At 64.6% G+C, this 20,211-nt stretch carries 19 protein-coding genes; 7 read left to right on the forward strand and 12 right to left on the reverse strand.

The window, feature by feature from the left end:
* Positions 1-170 precede the first annotated feature (170 nt).
* Entirely contained in the window at positions 171-2,084 is a 1,914-nt protein-coding gene (locus ACXHGZ_RS18495) for a pilus assembly protein TadG-related protein (protein WP_480460866.1), read from the forward strand.
* Here the strand turns inward: ACXHGZ_RS18495 and ACXHGZ_RS18500 are convergent.
* Both ACXHGZ_RS18500 and ACXHGZ_RS18505 read right to left on the reverse strand, forming a co-directional pair.
* On the reverse strand, positions 2,069-4,696 hold the full coding sequence (locus ACXHGZ_RS18500; protein ID WP_480460868.1) for a PAS domain-containing sensor histidine kinase: 2,628 nt from the start codon (positions 4,694-4,696) through the stop codon (positions 2,069-2,071). The genes ACXHGZ_RS18495 and ACXHGZ_RS18500 overlap by 16 nt on opposite strands.
* Positions 4,693-5,127, reverse strand: a complete 435-nt coding sequence (locus tag ACXHGZ_RS18505) for a TadE/TadG family type IV pilus assembly protein (protein ID WP_084858728.1) — start codon at positions 5,125-5,127, stop codon at positions 4,693-4,695. The genes ACXHGZ_RS18500 and ACXHGZ_RS18505 overlap by 4 nt, the downstream gene beginning before the upstream one ends.
* A 74-nt stretch (positions 5,128-5,201) precedes the next feature.
* Between ACXHGZ_RS18505 and ACXHGZ_RS18510 the strand changes: the two genes are divergently transcribed.
* Both ACXHGZ_RS18510 and ACXHGZ_RS18515 read left to right on the forward strand, forming a co-directional pair.
* Positions 5,202-5,672 carry a prepilin peptidase gene (locus ACXHGZ_RS18510; protein ID WP_480460869.1) on the forward strand — a complete coding sequence of 157 codons (471 nt, stop codon included), beginning with the start codon at positions 5,202-5,204 and terminating at the stop codon, positions 5,670-5,672.
* A 113-nt stretch (positions 5,673-5,785) separates the two neighbouring features.
* On the forward strand, positions 5,786-6,562 hold the full coding sequence (locus ACXHGZ_RS18515) for a response regulator (protein WP_480460871.1): 777 nt from the start codon (positions 5,786-5,788) through the stop codon (positions 6,560-6,562).
* Positions 6,563-6,704: 142 nt separating this feature from the next.
* On the opposite strand, the gene ACXHGZ_RS18520 is transcribed toward ACXHGZ_RS18515, so the two are convergent.
* The 8 genes from ACXHGZ_RS18520 to cpaB all read right to left on the reverse strand — a co-directional run bounded on the left by ACXHGZ_RS18520 (position 6,705) and on the right by cpaB (position 14,074).
* The gene (locus ACXHGZ_RS18520; protein WP_480460873.1) at positions 6,705-6,965 is read right to left on the reverse strand and encodes a DUF3613 domain-containing protein; all 261 of its coding nucleotides are present in this window, start codon (positions 6,963-6,965) and stop codon (positions 6,705-6,707) included.
* An 18-nt stretch (positions 6,966-6,983) separates the two neighbouring features.
* Positions 6,984-7,655, reverse strand: a complete 672-nt coding sequence (locus ACXHGZ_RS18525; protein WP_084858732.1) for a tetratricopeptide repeat protein — start codon at positions 7,653-7,655, stop codon at positions 6,984-6,986.
* A 15-nt stretch (positions 7,656-7,670) separates the two neighbouring features.
* On the reverse strand, positions 7,671-8,558 hold the full coding sequence (locus ACXHGZ_RS18530) for a type II secretion system F family protein (RefSeq protein ID WP_480460875.1): 888 nt from the start codon (positions 8,556-8,558) through the stop codon (positions 7,671-7,673).
* A gap of 2 nt (positions 8,559-8,560) precedes the next feature.
* Positions 8,561-9,442 (reverse strand): type II secretion system F family protein, encoded by an 882-nt coding sequence (locus tag ACXHGZ_RS18535; RefSeq protein WP_480460876.1) that lies wholly within the window; start codon positions 9,440-9,442, stop codon positions 8,561-8,563.
* The gene (locus tag ACXHGZ_RS18540) at positions 9,439-10,695 is read right to left on the reverse strand and encodes a TadA family conjugal transfer-associated ATPase (RefSeq protein WP_480460877.1); all 1,257 of its coding nucleotides are present in this window, start codon (positions 10,693-10,695) and stop codon (positions 9,439-9,441) included. The genes ACXHGZ_RS18535 and ACXHGZ_RS18540 overlap by 4 nt, the downstream gene beginning before the upstream one ends.
* Positions 10,692-11,879, reverse strand: coding sequence for a CpaE/TadZ family protein (locus ACXHGZ_RS18545; protein WP_480460879.1), 1,188 nt, complete (start codon positions 11,877-11,879; stop codon positions 10,692-10,694). The genes ACXHGZ_RS18540 and ACXHGZ_RS18545 overlap by 4 nt, the downstream gene beginning before the upstream one ends.
* Complete coding sequence (locus ACXHGZ_RS18550) at positions 11,876-13,066, reverse strand: type II and III secretion system protein family protein (protein WP_480464099.1); 1,191 nt, start codon at positions 13,064-13,066, stop codon at positions 11,876-11,878. The genes ACXHGZ_RS18545 and ACXHGZ_RS18550 overlap by 4 nt, the downstream gene beginning before the upstream one ends.
* 69 nt (positions 13,067-13,135) lie before the next feature.
* Positions 13,136-14,074, reverse strand: coding sequence for a Flp pilus assembly protein CpaB (gene cpaB, locus ACXHGZ_RS18555; RefSeq protein WP_480460881.1), 939 nt, complete (start codon positions 14,072-14,074; stop codon positions 13,136-13,138).
* 296 nt (positions 14,075-14,370) lie between these two features.
* On the opposite strand from cpaB, the gene ACXHGZ_RS18560 reads away from it, so the two are divergent.
* The 3 genes from ACXHGZ_RS18560 (at position 14,371) to ACXHGZ_RS18570 (ending at position 15,489) form a co-directional block, all read left to right on the forward strand.
* Positions 14,371-14,559 carry a Flp family type IVb pilin gene (locus ACXHGZ_RS18560; RefSeq protein WP_416765805.1) on the forward strand — a complete coding sequence of 63 codons (189 nt, stop codon included), beginning with the start codon at positions 14,371-14,373 and terminating at the stop codon, positions 14,557-14,559.
* A gap of 34 nt (positions 14,560-14,593) precedes the next feature.
* A complete protein-coding gene (locus ACXHGZ_RS18565) occupies positions 14,594-15,001 on the forward strand; it encodes a response regulator (protein ID WP_480460882.1) in 408 nt (135 codons plus the stop codon).
* 101 nt (positions 15,002-15,102) lie between these two features.
* Positions 15,103-15,489, forward strand: coding sequence for a hypothetical protein (locus tag ACXHGZ_RS18570; RefSeq protein ID WP_480460884.1), 387 nt, complete (start codon positions 15,103-15,105; stop codon positions 15,487-15,489).
* Between the two features lie 13 nt (positions 15,490-15,502).
* Here the strand turns inward: ACXHGZ_RS18570 and ACXHGZ_RS18575 are convergent, their stop codons facing one another.
* A complete protein-coding gene (locus ACXHGZ_RS18575; RefSeq protein WP_480460886.1) occupies positions 15,503-17,152 on the reverse strand; it encodes a ShlB/FhaC/HecB family hemolysin secretion/activation protein in 1,650 nt (549 codons plus the stop codon).
* 113 nt (positions 17,153-17,265) lie between these two features.
* Positions 17,266-19,614, reverse strand: coding sequence for a peptidoglycan glycosyltransferase PbpC (pbpC, locus tag ACXHGZ_RS18580; RefSeq protein ID WP_480460888.1), 2,349 nt, complete (start codon positions 19,612-19,614; stop codon positions 17,266-17,268).
* Positions 19,615-19,697: 83 nt separating this feature from the next.
* Here pbpC and ACXHGZ_RS18585 point away from each other — a divergent pair, with 83 nt between their 5' ends.
* Positions 19,698-19,991 (forward strand): hypothetical protein, encoded by a 294-nt coding sequence (locus ACXHGZ_RS18585; RefSeq protein WP_084858744.1) that lies wholly within the window; start codon positions 19,698-19,700, stop codon positions 19,989-19,991.
* Positions 19,992-20,211: the final 220 nt, after the last annotated feature.

Raw genomic sequence — 20,211 nt, forward strand, 5'->3', positions numbered from 1 at the left:
CACTCTCCTGTAGGAGCGGCCTTGCGCCGCGAAAGGGCCGCAAAGCGGCCCCCCAGACCGCCCACCCAGAAGCCACCTTTCACCGAACCAAGGCAATTCGCCATCACCTTTACTACACTCCTTTCACCGCCACTGCGCTGCATGGTCAAAGGCCAGCAAAGGAGTGCTCCGTGGTTCCTCATTCCGCTATCCACCAACGCGGCGCGATCGGCCTGATGGCCGCCCTCACCCTGGGCTTGGCGCTGCTCTTCATGTTGTTGGTGGTGGACAGCGGCAGGTTGTATCTGGAACAACGCAAGTTGCAGCGGATTGCCGATATGGCGGCGTTGGAGGCCGCTGGGCAAAACGCCGTGTGCACGGGCACCGGCCCCCAGGCCACTACTATCGCTCGCACCGCTGCCACCCGGAACGGCCATGATGCGGGTAACCCGTTGGTGGCCAGCTGTGGGTATGTGCAGACCGGTGCCGATCAGTTGCGGGCGTTTACGGTTGATGCGTCGCGGAATGAGGCAATCAAGGTTGAAGTCAGAAAAACGGTACCTACCAGTGTTGCGGGCGGCGTCTATTCCCTCGTAAAAAATAGCGATTTGTCTCTGAACACTACCTTGGGAGCCAGTGCAGTAGCCGCTAGACTCGGCGAGCCGCAAGCCATGCTAAGTATCAAGACCACATTGGCAAGCGTTGATTTGAACCAGTCAATACTACTCAATTCATTGCTACGAGAGCTCGGCAGCACTGTGCAACTCGATGTGTTGAGCTGGAACAACATCGCAGGCCCCAAGATCAATTTACTTCAATATTTCAAGCAAGCCATCCTAGAGGTTGATTCCAATATTGGCTCTCCTCAGGAGTTACTTAACACAAATACGAAGGTGTCAAAGCTGCTGAAGGCGGCTGTGAAGATCATGCAGCAGAACGGTGAGCTCATCTCCATAACTGATGACATGAATGATATGGCCGAAAGCCTCGATCATCTTTATGTAAAATTGGGTGACACTCTCGCGATTCAGAATGGAACCTCTCAGGCAGGCTTGGATACCAATGTGCAGGTACTGCAACTTCTACAGAGCATGCTAATGGCAAGCGATGGCGCTCGTGCAGCCGTCCTCAACCTCTCGAGCGGCATTCCTGGTTTAATAAATGCAAACGTCCGGGTACAAATTGTCGAGCCCCCGCAATTTTCTGCTGTGGGCAATCCAGAGACTGATGAGATCAAAGTCCATACTGCCCAGGCTCGAGCTCTGATTTCCTTGGACCTGCCGATCCTGAATACCATCGCCGGCTTGGTTAACGCTGTGGCAGGCCTTGCATCACCATTGACATCTGCGATCAACAGTTTATTGCACCTTAACCTCCTGGATGCTCTGCAAGGGTTGACCTGCATACTCAGCCAATGCAAGTACACCGATATTCGTATCGTTGAAAATTTAGTCTCTCTTGATATCGGTATAGAGGTGGCCAAAGCAAGCAGCAACGTCACTGACTATCGCTGCCGTCCGAGCAAAAGTCTCACTGCATTAACGAGCGACTCAGCCGCCATTGTTTCTATAGGCAAGTTCAAAGACCCTGCTGCGTTTTTCAACCAGGGTTCCGTTACGTTAACCCCTCTCCCATTAATCGATATTGGCGTAAAAACCTGTGGCCCGCTTGGTATGAATTGCACCCGTAAAGCGTTTGCCGCCGGCGGGATCGGCCTGAAACTAAAAGCACCGATTTTAGAAAGCCAAACAGCCCCCCTGACGTTCACGGGCAACCTACAACTGCCGAAAATAGGTGACACACCCTATTATTTGTCTACAGCTATAAAAGATCCCATTGCCAGTCTTTCCACCACCACCACTGGCCTCCAACTCCAAGCGTTCGAACCCACAGTTGATAGCGGCCTCGGCGACGCATTGACATTGACAGCAGGGATTCTTGATACCGTCAGAACCATTGTTGAACCGATCATCAAAGGACTGCTCAGCCCATTGATAGATCCCTTAGTAAACACTTTATTAAAAGTTCTCGGTATTGACTTGGCGAAAGCCGAAGTCGGCGCCAACCTCACCTGTTCCAGCGGCCACGCTCAATTGGTGCTGTGAATCGGCAAGCAAACCCTGAAACAAGCCCCTTCCACCCCATTCGCCACACTCAAGCTCCCGCCCATCCCTTCGACGATTCCATAGCTCACCGACAACCCCAACCCGGTCCCCACGCCCGCCGGCTTGGTGGTGAAGAACGGCTCGAAGATCCGCACCATCAAGCGTGGGTCGATACCGCCGCCGTTGTCCTCCACCCACAGGGAAAGCTCACCGGGCAGCAGGGTCTGGCGGATGGTGATCCACGCCTCGCCCCGGCGCTGTTCGAGCAGGGCGTCGCGGGCGTTGATGATGAGATTGATCAGCACCTGCTCCAGCTGGTCCTGATGCCCCAGCACCTCAGGTTGCTCGTCGGGGACCTCGATGCGCAGGGCCACGCCCTTGCCGCGCAGGTTGTCTTCGAGCAGCGCCACCGCCTCGGCCACTGCGCCCCAGGCGACGAAGCGCTGGCGTTCGACTTCCGAGCGGCGGCCAAACACGCGCATGTGGTCCACCAGGCGCGCAGTGCGTTCGATTTGCGCCTCGATGCGGTGCAGCTTGTCTTCCAGGTAGGCCGGCTCGGCCGTGCCGTTTTCCAGGCGTTTGAGCGCATTGGCGGCGGCCATGCGCATCACGTTGAGCGGTTGGTTGATCTCGTGCAGCAAGCCGGTGGTCAACTCGCCCAGGGTGGCCATCTTGGCGCCCTGGAACAATTGCCGCTGGCTGCGCCGCACCTCGGTATTGTCGCGGCCCACGGCCTGGATCTCCAACAGCTGCCCCTGTTCATCGAACAGGCCACGGTCGGCCCAGACCCACCAGGCATGCTCGCGGCCGGGCAATTGCAGGCAGATCTCTGCGCTGCTCACGGGTTGCTCCGGGGTCAGCGCCGCAAGGCGTGCCTGGAATGCCTCGCGCTGCTCGTCCGACAGCCACTGGCCCAGGTTCATGCCCACCAGGTCCGCTGGTGCGCATTGCAGGTAATCGGCCAGGGGCCGATTGCCGAACACCAGGCCAAGGTCCGGGCGGTAGCGACAGATCATCGCCGGAGAGTCCTCCACCAGCACGCGATAGCGCTCCTCGCTCTGGCGCACCCGCTCGGCGGCCTCGGTCGCCTCGGTGACATCCAGCCACAGGCCGACCACCTCCACCGGCAGGCCCAGGTCATTACGCAACAGGCGCGCCTCATCCAGCACCCAGTGGTACCCGCCCAGGTTATCGCGCAGGCGATAGCGGCAACGGGCCTGGCCATCGCGCAGCAAGGTACGGGTACGCTCGAGCCACAACGGGCGATCCTCGGGGTGAACCGCCAGGCCCGGCTGGCGGGCCTGTTCACTGTCCATGGCCCAGCCGAGCAAAGGCATCAGGCTGGCGCTGAAGAATTCACTGTGCAGCGCGCCCTCGGCATAGCGCTGGATGTAGATCACCGCGGGCGAGCTGGCGATCAGGTTCTCCAGCCGTGCCCGGGCCGCGCCCGCCTGCAGCTCCTGGGCCTTGAGCGCGCTGATATCGAGCAAAAACCCCTGCAACTGGCGGTTCTGCCAACGGCCCACCCAATGGAACCAGCTCACCGTCTGGCCGTCGCCTTCCGGCATGCGCACACTCAGGCTCAGGTCCGCGCCACTGCGCGCCTGCTCCAGGGCCAACTGCGCCGGCTCGCGATCGGCCGGGTGCAGGCGCGCCAGCCACTGCTCCAGACCCCGCTGGCCAGGCAGGTCGAAGCGTGCGGCCAAAGCATGATCCAGCTGCAGGCCGCGTTCAGCCGACCATGCCCACCAACCGGCGCCCAGCTGTTGCTGCAACTCATCCAGGTAGTGGGCCTGGTGCTGCAACCGGGCATGCCGGTAGCGGCCCAGCAGCACCTGCGCCAAGGCATGCCATGCCTGGCCCGGGCCATCACCCTCGGGCATGACGCCGCCGGCGCACAGCAGCCAGGCCTGGACATCCGGGCCCTCGCGGTAAGGCAGCAGCGACAGCGACACCCCCCCGCACAAGGCCAGCAGCTCGTCAGGCACAACGCTGTCCAACGCCTGTGTCGACAACCAAGGTTGCAGGCGCACGTCCTCAGGCCAGGGCCAGTCGCAGCCGTTGTCGGCGAAACTGCTCCACCCCTCGGCCTCGCGCAGCAGCACACGCACCGCCTGCACCTGCCAACACGCGGCCAGGCGCTGCAGCTGCTCGGTGACGCAAGCCACCAAGTGGTCTTCGCTGCATTCGCGTACGGCGCGGCCGGTCTCCAGCGTCAGTTGCCTCAGGTCCTGGTGCTGCCTGGCATGGGCCCCTTCGCGCAACAGGTCACCGATATCGAACAGTTGCAGCAACCAGCCATCACCCTGGCGCATCAGCCAGCCACGGGTGCGCAGGGGGTGACCGGTGACCGTATGGAAATCCAGGTCCAGCGCTTGCCCTTGCCAGTCCGCCGGTTCCCCTTCCAGCACCAACCAGCTGTGCCGCTGCAGGTAGTCGTGCACGCGGCCACCGCCTTTGAGCGGCAATGCCAACAACGTACGCAGGGGGCCGGATAACCGCAGCACGGTGCCCTGCGGGTCGAGCCACAGCTGCAAGCCCACCGCCACGGGCACCTCGGCTTCGGCTGCAGGCGGTGGCGCCCCCAGCCAACGATCGAACAGGCCCGTCACAGTTGCAGGCTCGCTTCGGCCTGCAGATGCTCAGGCAACCGAGGGACGTCACCTATCAGCGGCAGCACCAGGACCGGCAGCACATTGGTCAACTGCTCCCGGGGGTAGTCGATCGAGACGGTCAGCAGGTTGTCCACCAACGCCACCCGCGCATGGCTGGCGGCCGAGAAACCCAGCGCCGCAGGCATCCAGGCCAGCTGTTGGTCGATCACCTGACGCGCCAGGGTCTCGTAGCCAGCGCTGCCACTGCCCGGCTCCAGCGCCACGCAGCGGCGTACCGCCTCGCTGGTGGCCTGGTTGAACGACTGCAGCATGAGCATCGGCAGCGCGTAGCTGACCAACCCGTAGAACACTGCGAAAAACACCATGAAAACTGCGACAAACTCGATGGCTGCCGCGCCTTTTTGCCGTCTCGCCAGGCTTGCTTTCATGTTCGCGTCTACCCTGACTATGACACTTGCTGAAAGCATAGAACCGTTCAACGAATAGGGATGGCAATTTGCCAATGCAAAGCATTGTTCTCCTGATGTGGCTTGCCTTGTGCACCGAACAAGATCTCCGTGAACGCCAGCTTTCCAACACCCTTACCCTGGGTGTCGCAGCCTGTGCACTGGCCTGGCTGTTCGCCACCGGTCACAGCTGGATCGGCGCCGATGCCAGCGAGGCGGGCTGGGCGCTGGCCATCGTCATGCTGCTCACCCTGCCCGGCTACATGCTCGGCCGTTTCGGCGCCGGCGACGTCAAGCTGATGGGCGCCCTGGCCCTGGCCACCAGCCCGCACTATATCCTGGGCACCTTCATTGGGGCCGGGCTGACCGTGGTGGCCTGGCTGCTGGGCCGTCGCCGCCTCTGGCTGCTACTCAACCCCAAGGTGAAGAAGCGCCTGCAGGCCCTGGCCGAAGAGGTCGGGGACAAACAACCCTTCGCTCCGTACGTGTTGATGGGCTTCCTGTTGACGGCGGTATGGATTCAATAGTGACCTAGTGGTCATTTCGGTTGTACAACCCTTGTACATAATTGCAAAGTGCGACTACTTTCTTAGGCGGCCAGGGCACAGATGCAACGGCCGAAGTGAACAGGGAGTTGATCGTGAACAAGTACGCCAGCGCCGTGAAAATACTGGTTGTCGATGACGAACCATTGGTTGTCGAAGAGTTGTGTGAGTTTCTTGAAGGCAATGGCTATACCTGCATTCCGGCCTTTTCGGCGATCGAGGCCATCGAACGCTACCAGGCCGACGAGCATATCGGCCTGGTGCTCTGTGACTTGGACATGCCCGACATCGATGGCGTCGAAATGGTCCATGCCTTGAAAGGAATCAATGGCCGCCAACGTGTGTTCGAGGCGATCATGCTGACGGGCCGCGCCGAGAAGCAGGACGTGATCCGCGCGTTGCGCGAAGGCTTTGCCGACTACTATCAAAAGCCCATCGACCTGAAGGAGTTGCTCGAAGGCGTGCGCCACCAGGAGCAGGCGCTGATCGAGCGACGCCGCAATGTGCGGGAACTGGGCAACCTCAACCAACGCCTGCAGGAGCTGGCCGAATCCATCGATGGGCTCTACCAGGACCTGGAAAAAGCCCGTGGGCAGGGGTTGCATCGACGCTCGACGGACGTCGAGGAAGCCGAGCCCGAGCTACCGCCGGCCTTCGAGAAGCTCTCGCCGCGCCAGCTGGAAGTCGCCAAGCTGGTGGGCAAGGGCAAGACCAACTACCAGATCGCCTGTGAACTGGGCATCACCGAGAACACCGTGAAGCTGTACGTGTCCCAGGTGCTGCGCCTGACCCATATGCACAACCGCACGCAGCTGGCCCTGGCGCTAACGCCACGTACATCGCCCGTGCACCAGCGCTTTACCGCCCATTAAGCCTCCAAGCGCCTGCTCGCGCCGCCCCCTGTAGGAGCGGGCTTGTCCCGCGATCAAGGGCGAAGCCCTTGCCAGGCGAAGGTGATATCGGGCCCGGCCTAATCGCGGGGCAAGCCCGCTCCTACAGAAGCCGGCATGGCTTTCAATCATCGGACGAACTCACCTTCTGCCAGCGGAACACCTCGGGGATCGGATACTTGTAGGTGTCCAGCCATCGCTGCAAGGCGGCATCCCGCTCGGCCGCAGTCTGCACCTGCAGCCTGGGCGAGGCCTGCTGGTTGCTCGCCTGCACACGCAACCAGGCTTCGGCAGCCGAATCCGGTGGTGGTTGGCGGAGGGGGTCGTCGGCCAGGGCCGAAAAAGGGCTGGCCAGCAGGGCCAGGGTCATCATCAGCATGCGCATGGTACCCCCTCCTTTCCATCAACCGACCGAGCCACGCCCGGTCGCCTTCAACTGCCTGGCCCGAGCCTGCGCTTCGGCGAACTGCTCCGGCTTGAGCCGCAGACGGGCCACCAGGTCGGTGGCCTGCTGCCAGTTGTCCTCGACCAGCGACAAGGTCACCAAGTTGACCGCCGGCAGCGGGTTGTCGTCCTTGAGCTCGATGGCCGTCAGGAACTCGAACCGCGCCTGTTCATGATTGCCCAGGTTCATCAGCACCACGCCCAGGTCGTTGCGCACCTTCTCATCGGTCGGCGCCAGGCGCACGGCCCGCTGCAGGTTGCGCAGGGCCTGTACATCGTCGCCGCGGGCCGAGGCAAGCTGCCCCAGGCCATGCTCACCTTCTGCCGCCAGGCAGCCGCCGAGCAGGCTGCGGTACAACGGCTCGGCCTCGCTGCGCCCCAGCAAGCGCAGCACGCGCGCCTTGCGCAGGCGCACCTGATCGAGGTCGTCCGGTAGTTGCTGCAGGTGCGCAAGGCTTGCGTGGGGGCGGCCTTCGTTGAGCACCTCGTCGGCCAGGTTCAAGGCCAGTTGCTGATCGGCATCGGGCTTACCGCACGCGGGCGTGCCCAGCAACCGGGCGATGCCCTCAGGTGGCTGGCCCGCACAGCCGCCAAGCAGCAACAGGCCGGTGAACAACAGGATCGCTTTCATCCAACTCCCCTCCCCTCAGGACGCCAAGGCCCGCGTCAGTGCGGTGAACCCCGGCCCGGCCAGGACAATGAGCAGGGCCGGGAACAAGAACATCATCATCACGGCCGACATCTTTGCCGACATCTTCGAGACCCGCTCCTGCAAGCGGGTCAGGCGCCGGTCATCGAGCAAGGCCTTGAGTGCCTGCAGCGATTTCATCGCGCCGCTGCCTTGCACCAGCAACTGGCGCAGGATCACGCAGGTGTCGATGAACTCATCCACCGCCAGCAACTGGGCGGTTTTCTCGAGTTCCGGGCCCAAGGCCAGGCCCGAGTCCACCCGTTGCAGGACCAGACGTAGCTCCTCACTGATTTCCGGTATCAGGCTACGGCCTTCATGGCTCAGCACACGCAGGGCCTGCTCCACGGCCAGGCCGGTCTCGAACAGGATGCGCAGCAGCGGAATCAGCAGGCTCACCTCCAGGGCGATGCGCTGCTGGCGGCGCAACGCCGCTATCGCCAGCACGCGCTTGGGCAACAAATAGCCGATGCACAGGGCGCACAACGGCAAGGCCAACCAATGGCCGCCCCCGCCACCTGCCAGGCCATGCTGGAGCAACAAGGCCATGGCCAAGGCCACCACCGGCAACCCCAGTTGCAGGGCGGCGAACAAGGCGCGCTGACGGCTGCGGCGCCAGCCCACGCGGTCCAGCAGGGCCTGGGTTTCGCCGTCCAGCTTCTGCAACCGTTGCCCCAGCGAGGTGCTGCCCAGCCAATGCAGCCAGTCCTCCAAGCGCTCCTCGCGCGCCAGCTGGCCTTGCAGACGACGGGCGACCAGCTGCCGCGCGCGCAACTGGCGCAAGGCCTGCAGGCCCAGCAACAGGGAAGCGACGAGCAGGCACAGGGCACAGAGTAACAACGCCATGGTCACAGGCTCCTCATCATGCGCCAGAGCACCAGGCAACCGACCGCCTGCAGCACGAAGGCGAACAACAACATCATCTGCCCGTGACTGTCGCGCCACATGGCCAGCAGGTAGCCGGGGTTACCCATCAGGAAATAGGCGACCATCGCCAGCGGCAAAGCTCCCAGGATCCACGCGGTGACCCGCGTCTCACCAGTCATGGCCTTGAGCTGGCGCGCGCCGTGCTCGCGTTCGCGGATCAGCTTGATCAGGTTCTCCAGCAGCTCACTGGCATTGCCACCGTAATGCTGGTTGATGCGCAGCCCCAACGCGAACAACCGCAACTCGTCCTGCTCGTACAGTTCGGCCAGTTCACTCACCGCCTCTTCCAGAGGCACGCCCAACTGCACGTTGCGTCGCACCCGGCCCATGGCCGAGCGCAGGGGTTCGCGGGTGCCGTCGATACCACCGAGCACGGCATCGCTCAGGGTGCGCCCGGCCTTGAGGCTGCGCACGCTGTAGTCCAGCAGGCCAGGCAATTGGTTGATGATCTGCGCCACCCGGCGACGGTAGCGCAGGCTCAGGTAGAGATAGCCAAGCAGCGGCAAACCCACCAGCAGCATCAGTGCCGCCACCCAGCCGGCCCACCATCCGGTCAAGGCCACCACGGCCAGCCAACCCAGCAGCCAAGGGCGCACGCGCAGCTCACCTGGAGCCAGCCCCGCCCGTTGCAGCAGTGGGTCGAGCCAATCACGCCGTGCACTGCCCGTACGCACCACTTGGTAGGCGCGGCCCAGGCGCTGGAGGATGCGTTCCTCGCCGCGCTTGTGCAGGCCCCGGCGCCACAGCAACAGGGCGATGCCCAGCAGCAGCGGCGACAACCCCAGCAACAACGGGCCCATCACAACAGGCCCTCGTTGCGCAGCTTGGCGCCCGCCGGGTTCGGCGCCTCGCGCAGGAAACCGTCGCCGCCACGCCGGTCGAGGCGGAACAACGTATTGGTGACATACACATCGTCGCGCACCCCGACCACTTCGAGCACCTCGCTGACACAGCGGCGCCCATCGGCCAGACGGGTCAGCTGGACCACCACGTCGAGCGCCGCGCAGATCATCTGCCGCAAGGTCTTCTCGGCAATCTGCCGCCCGGTCAGCCCCACCAGGGTTTCCAGGCGCAGCAGGGCATCCTGGGCGGTGTTGGCGTGCACCGTACTCATCGAGCCGTCATGTCCGGTGTTCATCGCCGTGAGTACATCGAGCACCTCGGCGCCGCGGATCTCGCCGAGCAGGATGCGGTCCGGGCGCATGCGCAAGGCGTTGCGGATCAGCTCGCTGGCCTTGATCTCGCCATGCCCCTCGGCATTCGGCGGGCGGGTTTCCAGGCGCACCACATGGGGGTGATGCAATTGCAGTTCCGCCACGTCCTCGATGGTCACCAGCCGCTCATGGGGCGCGATCATCTGGCTGAGGATGTTGAGCAAGGTGGTCTTGCCGGTGCCGGTGCCGCCACTGACCAGGATGTTGCAACGGCGCCCCACGGCATTTTCGAAGAAATCGAAGATCGCCTGGTCGATGGCTCGAGTGGCCAGCAGGTCGGCACTCTTGAGCATGTCCTGGCGGAACTTGCGGATCGACAGGCAGGGCCCGTCCAGCGCCACCGGCGGGATGATCGCATTGACCCTGCTGCCGTCGGGCAGGCGCGCGTCGACCATTGGCGACGACTCGTCCAGGCGCCGACCGAGCGGTGCGAGGATACGCTGCATCACCCGCTCCACATGGTGGGCATCGATGAAGCGCAGGTCGGTGCGCTGCAGCAGCCCGCCCCGCTCGACGAACACCCGGTGGGGGCCGTTGACCAGGATCTCGGTGACGCTGGAATCGCGCAACAACACTTCCAGCGGGCCGAAGCCGGTAAGCTCGTCCACCAGCTCCTCGGCCAGGCGCTCGGTCTCGTAGCGCGACAGGGCCAAGTGCAGGCGCGCAATATAGTCGCCTACCTGCTCCCCGACGAACTGAGTCAGCACCGGCCGGGCACCTTCGAGCAGGTTGCGGCCGCTGTCTTCCATGGCATCGATGACGAAACGGTGCAGGGCCCGCTTGAGCGCCTGGGGGTCGGCGATGGCATGGCGTGGGCCGCCAAAGGGTTCGTCGGCGCTCATTTGCTACCCCACAGGCGACGCAGCCAGGTGAAGGTCGGTGTCGGGAGCTTCTCGGAGCGCCGTGCCAGGCGCTCGCCCAGGCCTCGCAGGGCCTGGGTCAGGCCTTCGCGCGGGGCCAGCTCGAACAGGCTCAGGCCCTGGTTCTTGGCGTTCAGGCGCACCTCTGGGCTATAGGGCAACGCCTTGAGCAGCACCAGGCCATAGCGCTTGGCCAGGGCGTCGGCATCGGGGGCCACATTGCGCAGGTAACGGTCCACCAGCAGCACCGCATGGTCCAGCTTGATGCCGCGATCGCGCCATTGTTCGAGCACGTCCAGGGTGCGGCGGCAATCGAGGATGTTCTGGTCGGTGTAGACGATCAGCTTGTCGCAGTGGCTGACGATGGTGCGCAAGGCTTCGCTGTCGGTTTGCCCGGTGAGGCTGATCACGATGTGCTGGAAGTGCTGACGCAAGGCGCTGAGCAGCATGTACAGCTCGGCCGCGCTGGTCTGTTGCAGCGGTTCGTCGCTGTCGGCATAGGCCAGGATGCGCAGGCCGCCTTTGTCGCGGGCGAACGCGCTGTCGATCAGTGTCGCGTCGAGCCGCCGCAGGTGGCGCAGGGCGTCGCCGAAGTAGAACGACGCCTCCATCCCGAGCAAGGCCAGGCTGTCACCACGCGGCAGGCCGAGGTCCAGCAGCAGGGTCTGTTGGCCGCTCTCCTGCACCACCCGCGCCAGGTGGGAGGTGAGCAATGCACCATCGGCACCCGCTTGGGCGCCATAGAGCACCGTAAGGCCACCCAGGTTGGGGTTGCTGGCCACCGCCGGCAGCCGCTTGCCCAGCCGGCGCACCAGCCCGGCCACTTCGCTGGCGCGCGAGCCGTAGGCCACGAAGTCGCGGGCGCCAGCACGCATGGCGTGCAATACCAACTGATTGTCCATGCCGTCGCCCAGGGCGACGATCGCCAGCATCGGCTTGGCCTCCAGCACGCCTTCGATCAAGGCGCACTGGCTGACCAGTTGTTCGCGGTCCAGGCCGATGAACACCAGGTTGCTGAAGGTCACATCGACCAGCGCCAGCAACTCGTCGAGGCTGCCGCTGTTGGCGCCGATCACCTGGCCCAGTGAGGTCAGGGCACCTTGCAGCCACTGCAGGTCCTCTTCGTTGCGGGTGATGGCCAGGTAGGTCTGGTTCAGCTCGTTCATCGCGATAACCCACTGCGGCCTTCGAAATTGCCGTTTTCCAGGAAGAACAGCTGGCCCCAACTGGGGTCGTAGGTGCGCAGGCGCTCGCCCGGCAGCTCCGGCAGGCGCGCATTGGCGGCCAGCGGCTGGACCAGGTGCGGCGTGACGATCATCAGCAGCTCGGTGTCTTCGCGGTTGAGCGTCGACTGGCGGAAGAACGCACCTAGGATCGGCAGGTTGCCAAGGCCAGGCAGCTTGTCCACCGCCGATCGGGTGTTGCTGCTGACCAGGCCACTGATGATGAAGCTCTCGCCATCGGCCAGGGAAATGCTGGTGTCGGTGCGCCGCACCTTCAGACCCGGCACCAAGGTGCCGGCAATGTTCACGGCATTGGTGTAGTCCAGCTCGCTGACCTCCGGCGCCACCTTCAAGGTGATGCGGTCGCGGCTGACCACCGTAGGCGTCAGTGCCAGGCGCACACCGAACTCCTTGTATTCGATCGAGACGTTGTCACTGCCGCTGCTGGGTACCGGGATGGGGATTTCACCCCCGGCCAGGAAGCTCGCGGTCAGGCCGCTGAGCACGGTCAGGCTGGGGCGCGCCAGGGTGTAGGCGAAGCCACTGTTCTCCAAGGCGTTGATCGCGGCCAGGAAGCGGCTGCTGCCTCCGCCCCAGACGATGTTGAACACGTTGTTGTCGAGCGGGATCACCGGGCGGTTGATCGGCACTTCGCCTGGGCTCACGCCGGTGACCGGCACGGTGCCGGGCGAGCCGATCAGGCTGTTGTTGGAGCCCTTGAAGAACAACCGCGCCCCGGCTTCCTTGTACTTGGTACGCTGCACCTCGACGAAGCGGATATCGGCCTGCACCTGGCTGGGCAACTGTTCGTCCTGGGACGGCAGCAGCGCGCCTTCGGCCATGTCCACACTGGCCCGCCCCTTGACGAACAACATGGCCCGGTGCGGCTCGGGGGCGCAGGCAGTCCACAGCATCAGGCTAGTGTTGCCCGGCCCCACCGCAGTCAGGAGCACGGCACGCTCGCCGCTGGCCTGGACGTCCGCGACCTTGGGCTCGCCGATGGCAACCCGGGTGATGGTCACCGGCAGGCGCAGCTCCTGCTGCAGGCCCTGGTCCATCTCGATCACCGAGGGCAACTCGCCGAACGCCGCGCAGCCGTCGGCCGCCTGGGCAAGGGGCACTGCCAGCATCAACGGCAGGGCCTGGCACAACTGACAGAGTATCCGCTCGATACTACGCATGGCGGCGTCCTTGCTAGGTCATGGAGTCTTGGGAGTGTCGTCGGCCTGGGCGCCGCGAATGATCTGCATGCCGGGCGCGCGATTGCCGGGCACCACCGCCTTGGCAATGGGTACCTGGGACAGCTGGCTGAAGCGATAGAGTTCGCGGTTGGCGCTTTCCACCTGGGCAGCGCCCTGCGGGTCGGACCAGTAACGCGCCAGCAATTGCTCGTCGGCGCTGCGCACCGCCAGGCGCAAGGTACCGGCCTGCGCCGCCAGCATCAGGCGGCTGGCCAAGGCTTGCGGCACGGCCAGGGCGACGGTCTTGGTGGCGACACCTAGCTGGTTGCGTTGCGCCTTCTGTTCATCGGCGGTCTGCGCCGGCCGGCCATCGTTGGCCAGGCCCGTCTGCTCGCCGACACTGAGCACTCGCAGGGCCGGAAGCACGACCTGGGCGGAGGATTGCGGGTTGTTGTTCTCTTCACGCAGGAACAGCAGTACATCCACGTAATCGCCCGGGCGCAGCTGCCCGGCTGCGCCGGCCACATCGTCGACCGCCACGGCCACCGCACGCTCGTGGCGTCGGATCATCCGCGCCAGTGGCCCACCGGCCTGGAAGCTGTGTTCGTCGAGCCAGCTGCCTGCAGCCAAAGGGCGGCTGCTGCTACGCCCCACAGCCTGTTCGATACGTTGGAAGGCACCGGCAGGCACTACCTGCAGGCGCTCGAGCAACAGGTCGTCCGCAGTCAGGGGCGTATTGGCGGGAACGTCACGGCGCACCACGACGATCTGTGAACGAGCGGGCTCTTCGGCCTTGGCAGGCACGGGTGCGGCGACAGGAGCAGGCCCTTGGGCGAGCGCAGGTGCCGGTTGCACGACAGGCGCTGGCGGGCGGCTGAGTACCAGGCCCCAGTATCCGGCCAGAATCGCCGCGACCAGGAACAGCGCGGCGAGAACCATGGTCAAGCGACTGCTCATATCCGCCAACCCCTTGCGCCAACAGCCAAGAACAGTGATGGCAAAAAGTAACCATCTTGCTAGTGGAAGGTAGCCGAGGGCGTTTGTTTCGCCATTTTTTCATGCCACTTTTTGGGGACATAAAATTGACGCATAGGCAAAACAGCAGGTTAGCGCGCCTGTTTGAAATCAATACTTTCGGATTAATACCTTCTTACATTTGCAGGTTTCCATGGGTTGGCGATTCTGTGATGGCAAAGGGGTATCACTTAGGCGAAACCCCGCTACCGGCGCTTGATTGCGCGAGGAGTATTGCCATGCTGCTGAAACTGTTTGTCCACTGCAAAGTCTTCCTGCAACGCAAGGATGGAGCGTCCGGTATCGAATATGCGCTGATCGCGGCGATGGTCGCGGTGGTGCTGGCAGGGTTCACGACGGACATTTCCGCCCAGGTCGATCGGATCATGGAAGCCATCAAGACGGGTATCACCCCTGCCACTCCTTGAATCCATGCCTGTTTTCCCTTGGAAGGAACTCACCATGCCAACCTCTTCCTTGCGTCAACAGATCCTCCTGGTGGACGACGAGGAAGAGGCGCTGCTCGAACTCGCCGAACTGCTGGAAAACGAAGGCTTCATCTGCCATACCGCCACCTCGGTCAAGGGCGCCCTGCTCCAACTCACCCGCCACCCGGACATGGCGCTGGTCATCACCGACCTGCGCATGCCCGAGGAAAGCGGCATCAGCCTGATCAAGCGCCTGCGCGACCACACCGCCCGGCAACACCTGCCGGTGATCGTCATGTCCGGCCACGCCGACATGGACGACGTCAGCGACCTGCTGCGCCTGCAGGTGCTCGACCTGTTTCGCAAGCCGATCTACCACGCGCGCTTGCTGGAAACCCTGGACAACCTGTTCCCAAAGCCACGGATGCTGGTGGCAGGCTGAAGCCCGGCAGACCTGCACCGCCCTGAGACATGTAGGAGTTACCCCTCTGCTCGTGCCCTCGTACGCTCCATTGCTCCTGTTCCAAGCAAAGGAAACATACGATGAAACACATGGGCTATCTCGGCATTTCGCTGATCACTGCCTTCCCCTACCTGTTCACCACCGTCTCGGTCGCCGACGACCTGGCCGTGGCCGTCGAGCATGGGCAGGCAAGCAAGGATACGGGCGCTCGTCCACAAGGCGTCTCGGCCTCGACAGGCAACCCTACCAAGGCCAGCAATGGCCCGCTGCCAGGCGATGTCTGCCTCTTTTCCTCTTTCAACGGCAACGAAATCCAGGCACGCGAATGCGGCAGCGGGCATTTTTCGGCGCAAGGGCCTGAGCAGGTGCTCGGGGCCGACGAGCGACAACATGCGTTGCGCAGCTCAGTGCACGTGGAGCGTGGCAGGAGTGAGGTGGCGTCCGTCAGTGAAGGCAAGCTTGCATGACCGAACGACCGGCTCATAGCGCGTAGTCGAGGCTCACGGTAAAGCGCGCCTTGCGCTCACGGCTGTCCAGCGCGACATCCGCAAGCGGCTTGGCGAACTCCAGGGCGAGACTGGCGCCACGCCCATCCCCCAGGCGCACGCCCATGGCCATGGACGCCATGCGTGCATCCTGCACATCGAGGCCATTGGTCCAGGTCCGGGCGGCATCGAATGCCAGGTACGGTTGCACCAAGCGTGCCCAGGTACTGCTTGCATGGACGCTGTAGTTCACCTCGTACGCCAGCCCCCAGCCCTTGTCGCCCGAGGCCTGGTCCGCAGGGTATCCCCGGCCGAAATGCTGGCCGCCGAACAGCACACGCTCGCTGTCGGGCAAGTCGTTGGCACTCCAGTAGAGGGCTGCCGACGCCACGCCCTGCCAATCGCCGAACCATCGATCGCTCTGCAAGGCCGACAAGCGCAGGCGCAGGAAGTCCACGTCGCGGTTGCTGTCGCTGCGGGCACCGAAGTAGTCCAGGCCTTGGTACACGCCAGCACTGACGATACGCAGCCGCTCGGCCTCGAGGGTACGCCAGTCCCCTTCGAACGAAACCGCGCGGATATAGGTGTCGCGCTTCCCCTGTTGTACCTGGTCGCGGACATGGTCGGCCGCCGTATAGAAACGCCCGACCACATCGAGCCACTCGCCGGGCCGGGCGACAAGCGCCTGGCTGATGCCGACGTCGAAACGTTCGCTCTCCCAGCGCTGGCGCAGATCAGCGCCATGCTCCAGGCGCACGTAGGTGCGCGGCTGGCTGCGGTAGCGCGAGGCAGAAAGCAGCAGCCGACTGCCTTCGTCATCCAGGTACTGGCTGTAGTCGAGCGCGTAGAAATGCGCCTTGTCATCGCCCAGAGGCCATAGTACGCGGGCCGCCCATTGCTCGGCGAAGCGGGTCTGGGCGTTGCGGGTGATGCCCATCGCCACCTGGGCAGCGTCACGGCTGCCATCGTTCAGGGTCAGGGTAGCGTCGAACGCTTTGCGTGATACGCGCACCAACAACGGCACGGCGCCCTCACGGCCTGTGCCGGGTAGCCACTCGACCTGGGCACTCACACCCGGTATGCGGTCGATCAGGCCGATGTAGCGCTCGAAGGATGCGCGCGTCAGCGGACGCTCGGCCATGAGCTTGCCCAGCAAGCGCTCCACGTACGCCGCCGCACCGATCTCACCCTCAAGCTGATAGCCGCTGATATAGCCTTCGACCAGCATCACCTGCACACGCCCGTCGGCGAAGTCCTGCCGTGGCAGGTAGGCGCGGGACAGGATATAGCCATCCCGCTGGTAGCGTTGGGTCAGGCGTTCGGTCACCGCCGTCAGCTGCGCCAAGGTCACCACGTGCCCCACCAGCGGCTGGTAGTGCTCGCGCAGTTCGCTCAGCAGGTAAACCGTGCCCCCTTCGAAGCGCACCTTGTGCACGGGGATCGGCGTGTCCATGGCTATGGCGTCATGCGCCGGAATAGACGGGGCCGGCAGGGGCACGGCATAGCCGGCGGGGCGGTAGGCGTCCAATGGAAGGTTCGGCGTGGGCAGCCGACGTGCAGTTTCGTTGCTGTCGAGGGCTGGCGGCAGGGGGCCGGCATGGCAGGCGAAGGACAGCATCAGCAGGGTGATGGCCAGAGAACGCATGGGACGCTCCATGATCCGCCGAAGACGGGGCGCGTCGACACCGCCCTCAGGCTCAAGCTTAGGCGCCAGTACGTCGGTCGTCGAACAGCTTTGCGGCCCCCAGGGCGCTCCAATCATTCACTGACCTGAAACTCCACCCGCGCCGTCTCGCCACTTTCGTCCAAGGCGCTGAGCTCGATGCGCCCGGCCTGCTCGAAGCGCACCAGCAAGTTCTCCTGCCCACGGGTTTCACCCACAGGCCGGCCATTGAGGAACCACCAGCGCTGCCCGCCCCCGCCCAGCGCCGACACAAGCAACTGCAACGGCTCGCGGCTGGTGGCCGGGCGGCGCAGGTGGTCACCGGGGCGCACGCCAACGATCGACAACGGTGGCGCACTGGCCGGTGCCTGCGGCGGGCAGGCACTCTCCAGCGCAGGTAGGCGCGCGGCACGCCGCTCAGCCCGCGGCAGCCACGGCTCCAGCGGCGCCGGCCATAGCGCCACCTCCCGAGCCTTGGCGCCAGGGCAACCGGCATCCACGCGCAGGCCCCGGTCATTGACCCAGATGGCCTCGCGCAGGCCCAGCCCCAGCGGTTGGTCGGCAGCCTGTAGCGTCGGCGGCGTGGTGCCGTCCAAGGTCCAGGCGAAGCGCTGCCGGCGGCAGTTGGGGTCCTGGCGACTCATGGGTTGGCCCAAGGGCCAGCAGATCGCGGCCACACCGACGCTCTGCGGTACACGCACGGCCGGGGCGCTGGTGCCTCGCTGGCTGTCGCGGTTGCTCAACAGGTCATGCACCTGCAGCATCAATGGCGCCGCCGAGGCCAGGCCGAACTGTCCCGGCACAGGCGTGCCATCCGGGCGGCCGATCCACACGCCGATCAGGTAGCGCGGCCCGACGCCCACCGACCAGGCATCGCGAAAGCCATAGCTGGTGCCGGTCTTCCAGGCCAGTTGCGGGCGCTGCACCAGCTCGGCATGGGGGTCGCGGTCCGGGCGGGCCTGGCCGCTGAGGATACGCCGCACGATCCAGGCAGCCCCGGGCGACAGCAGCCTGCGTTCTACCAGTGGGTCCGTCGGCTGCAGGCGGATCCGTGCACTCTTGCCGTCACGGGCGAACGCCGCGTAGCCGCCGACCAGGTCCTCCAGGCGGCTGCCGGCCCCGCCCAGGATCAACGACAGGTTCGGCTCGGCAAGCGACGGCAGCACCAGCGGCATGCCGCCCATGCGCATCTGCGCGGCGAAACGTTTCGGTCCGTAGGCTTCCAGTAGCTGAACCGCCGGCAGATTCAGCGACAAGGCCAGGGCAGCGCTGGCCGATACAGGGCCGCTGAAACCCATGGAGAAGTTACCGGGGCGATAATCGCCATAACGGCGCGGGACATCCTGCAGCAGCGACTCGGAGTGGATCAGGCCATCGTCCATGGCCATGGCGTAGAGGAACGGCTTGAGGGTAGAGCCTGGCGAGCGCAGGGCCTGGACCATGTCGACATGGCCGAAGCGACGCGCATCGCCCAGGTCGATCGAGCCCAGGTAAGCGCGTACCGCCATGCTCTGTGCCTCCACCACCAGCACCGCTGCCGAGGTGCGCTCCGGCAGGCGGGCGCGCCAGCCCAGCAACAGGTCTTCCAGGCGCCGCTGCAGTGAGGCGTCGAGGGTAGTGCGAATGAGCGGCGGGCTATCGGCGCGGTTCAGGCGACGGGCGAGCAGTGGCGCCAGCGCGGGCTCCTGCCGCGGTGCCAGCAGCAAGGCCTCTTCCCGTGCCTCCTGGATGCGCTGCGCCGGCCAGGTCTGGTAGTCGGCCAGGCGCTGCAGCACCTTGTCGCGTGCCTGCTGGGCACGCTCGGGGTACCGGTCCGGACGCAAGCGGCTGGGCGCCTGGGGCAGCACCGCGAGCAGCGCCGCCTCGGCCGGCGTGAGGTGCCTGGGCGACTTGCCAAGGTAGGCCCAGCTGGCAGCCGCCACGCCTTGCAGGGTGCCACCGAACGGTGCGCGGTTGAGGTAGAGCTGGAGAATCTCGCGCTTGGACAGGTGCCATTCCAGCTGCGCTGTGCGCCACAGTTGGCGCAGCTTGCCCGGTACGGTGCGCGCGTGTGGATCGAGCAGCCGCGCGACCTGCATCGACAGGGTACTACCACCCGACACCACCCGCCCGCCGCGCAGGTTCAGCCACGCGGCCCGCGCCAGAGCCAGCGGGTTGACCCCGGGGTGGCGGTAGAACCAGCGGTCCTCATAGGTGAGCAGCGCCTCCAGGTACAGCGGCGAGACCTCGTCCGGGTTGACCGGGTAACGCCACACGCCGTCGGCATCGGCGAAGCGCCACAGGGGCGTGCCGTCCTCGGCCAGCACCACCCGTGCCAGGTCATCGTCCGGCATGGGCAGTGGCCACAGTCGGTCGGCCAGCCACAACGCCCCCACCACCAGCAGGCAGACAATGCCGACAGCGCGCAGGGCCCTTGCGGTGCGCGTAGGCAGGCAGGCTAACATGGGCACCGGGAACCGACTTGGCCGGGTAATGGCCAAAGGCTAGGGAACGGCACCCATGCCGATTCGATCATCAGGAAGCAACTATGCATGTAGAAGGTTTTTTCGAGTGGCTGGGCCAGGCACTGGGTTCGTTGATCCGTTTCATCGTCGACGCATTGAGTGGCCTGTTCAACCTGCTGGCCAATGCCGGGGGCAATTTCATCGATGGTCTGGCACGCACCCTGGGCATGGACACCTCGCTGGTCAGCATCCTGGCCCTGGTGGTCGGCCTGATGCTGCTCTACTCGGCGATCCGCGCCTTCATGCGCGCTTCGGTCATCCTCGGGATCGTCTGGTTGCTGCTGGGGTTGTGGGTGTTGAGCTGGGTGATTCACTGACGTTCAGGTCCTGAGGCCGGTAGTGGCTTGGAGATCGCGCGCCGCCCGCGCGGCGCATCGCGAGCTGCGCTCGCTCCTACGTTTGTTTAGGGCCAATCCATTCTGTGGATCTTCGCGCGGACGCTTTGGGGCCTGACGCAAGATTGTGTCGTACGAACCAGGCGGTCGCGCGCGCCTGTCGCAGGCGTTATTGGCTCGAAACAAACGTAGGAGCGAGCGC

Source organism: Pseudomonas shiyinii (genome assembly GCF_056725765.1).

What these genes read in the sequence shown, in the direction of transcription:
- ACXHGZ_RS18505 (WP_084858728.1), bottom strand. Translation starts at nt 5,127, where the DNA reads ATGAAAGCAAGCCTGGCGAGACGGCAAAAAGGCGCGGCAGCCATCGAG.
- ACXHGZ_RS18510 (WP_480460869.1), top strand. Translation starts at nt 5,202, where the DNA reads ATGCAAAGCATTGTTCTCCTGATGTGGCTTGCCTTGTGCACCGAACAA.
- ACXHGZ_RS18520 (WP_480460873.1), bottom strand. Translation starts at nt 6,965, where the DNA reads ATGCGCATGCTGATGATGACCCTGGCCCTGCTGGCCAGCCCTTTTTCG.
- ACXHGZ_RS18525 (WP_084858732.1), bottom strand. Translation starts at nt 7,655, where the DNA reads ATGAAAGCGATCCTGTTGTTCACCGGCCTGTTGCTGCTTGGCGGCTGT.
- ACXHGZ_RS18530 (WP_480460875.1), bottom strand. Translation starts at nt 8,558, where the DNA reads ATGGCGTTGTTACTCTGTGCCCTGTGCCTGCTCGTCGCTTCCCTGTTG.
- ACXHGZ_RS18540 (WP_480460877.1), bottom strand. Translation starts at nt 10,695, where the DNA reads ATGAGCGCCGACGAACCCTTTGGCGGCCCACGCCATGCCATCGCCGAC.
- ACXHGZ_RS18545 (WP_480460879.1), bottom strand. Translation starts at nt 11,879, where the DNA reads ATGAACGAGCTGAACCAGACCTACCTGGCCATCACCCGCAACGAAGAG.
- ACXHGZ_RS18550 (WP_480464099.1), bottom strand. Translation starts at nt 13,066, where the DNA reads ATGCTGGCAGTGCCCCTTGCCCAGGCGGCCGACGGCTGCGCGGCGTTC.
- cpaB (WP_480460881.1), bottom strand. Translation starts at nt 14,074, where the DNA reads ATGAGCAGTCGCTTGACCATGGTTCTCGCCGCGCTGTTCCTGGTCGCG.
- ACXHGZ_RS18560 (WP_416765805.1), top strand. Translation starts at nt 14,371, where the DNA reads ATGCTGCTGAAACTGTTTGTCCACTGCAAAGTCTTCCTGCAACGCAAG.
- ACXHGZ_RS18565 (WP_480460882.1), top strand. Translation starts at nt 14,594, where the DNA reads ATGCCAACCTCTTCCTTGCGTCAACAGATCCTCCTGGTGGACGACGAG.
- ACXHGZ_RS18570 (WP_480460884.1), top strand. Translation starts at nt 15,103, where the DNA reads ATGAAACACATGGGCTATCTCGGCATTTCGCTGATCACTGCCTTCCCC.
- ACXHGZ_RS18575 (WP_480460886.1), bottom strand. Translation starts at nt 17,152, where the DNA reads ATGCGTTCTCTGGCCATCACCCTGCTGATGCTGTCCTTCGCCTGCCAT.
- pbpC (WP_480460888.1), bottom strand. Translation starts at nt 19,614, where the DNA reads ATGTTAGCCTGCCTGCCTACGCGCACCGCAAGGGCCCTGCGCGCTGTC.
- ACXHGZ_RS18585 (WP_084858744.1), top strand. Translation starts at nt 19,698, where the DNA reads ATGCATGTAGAAGGTTTTTTCGAGTGGCTGGGCCAGGCACTGGGTTCG.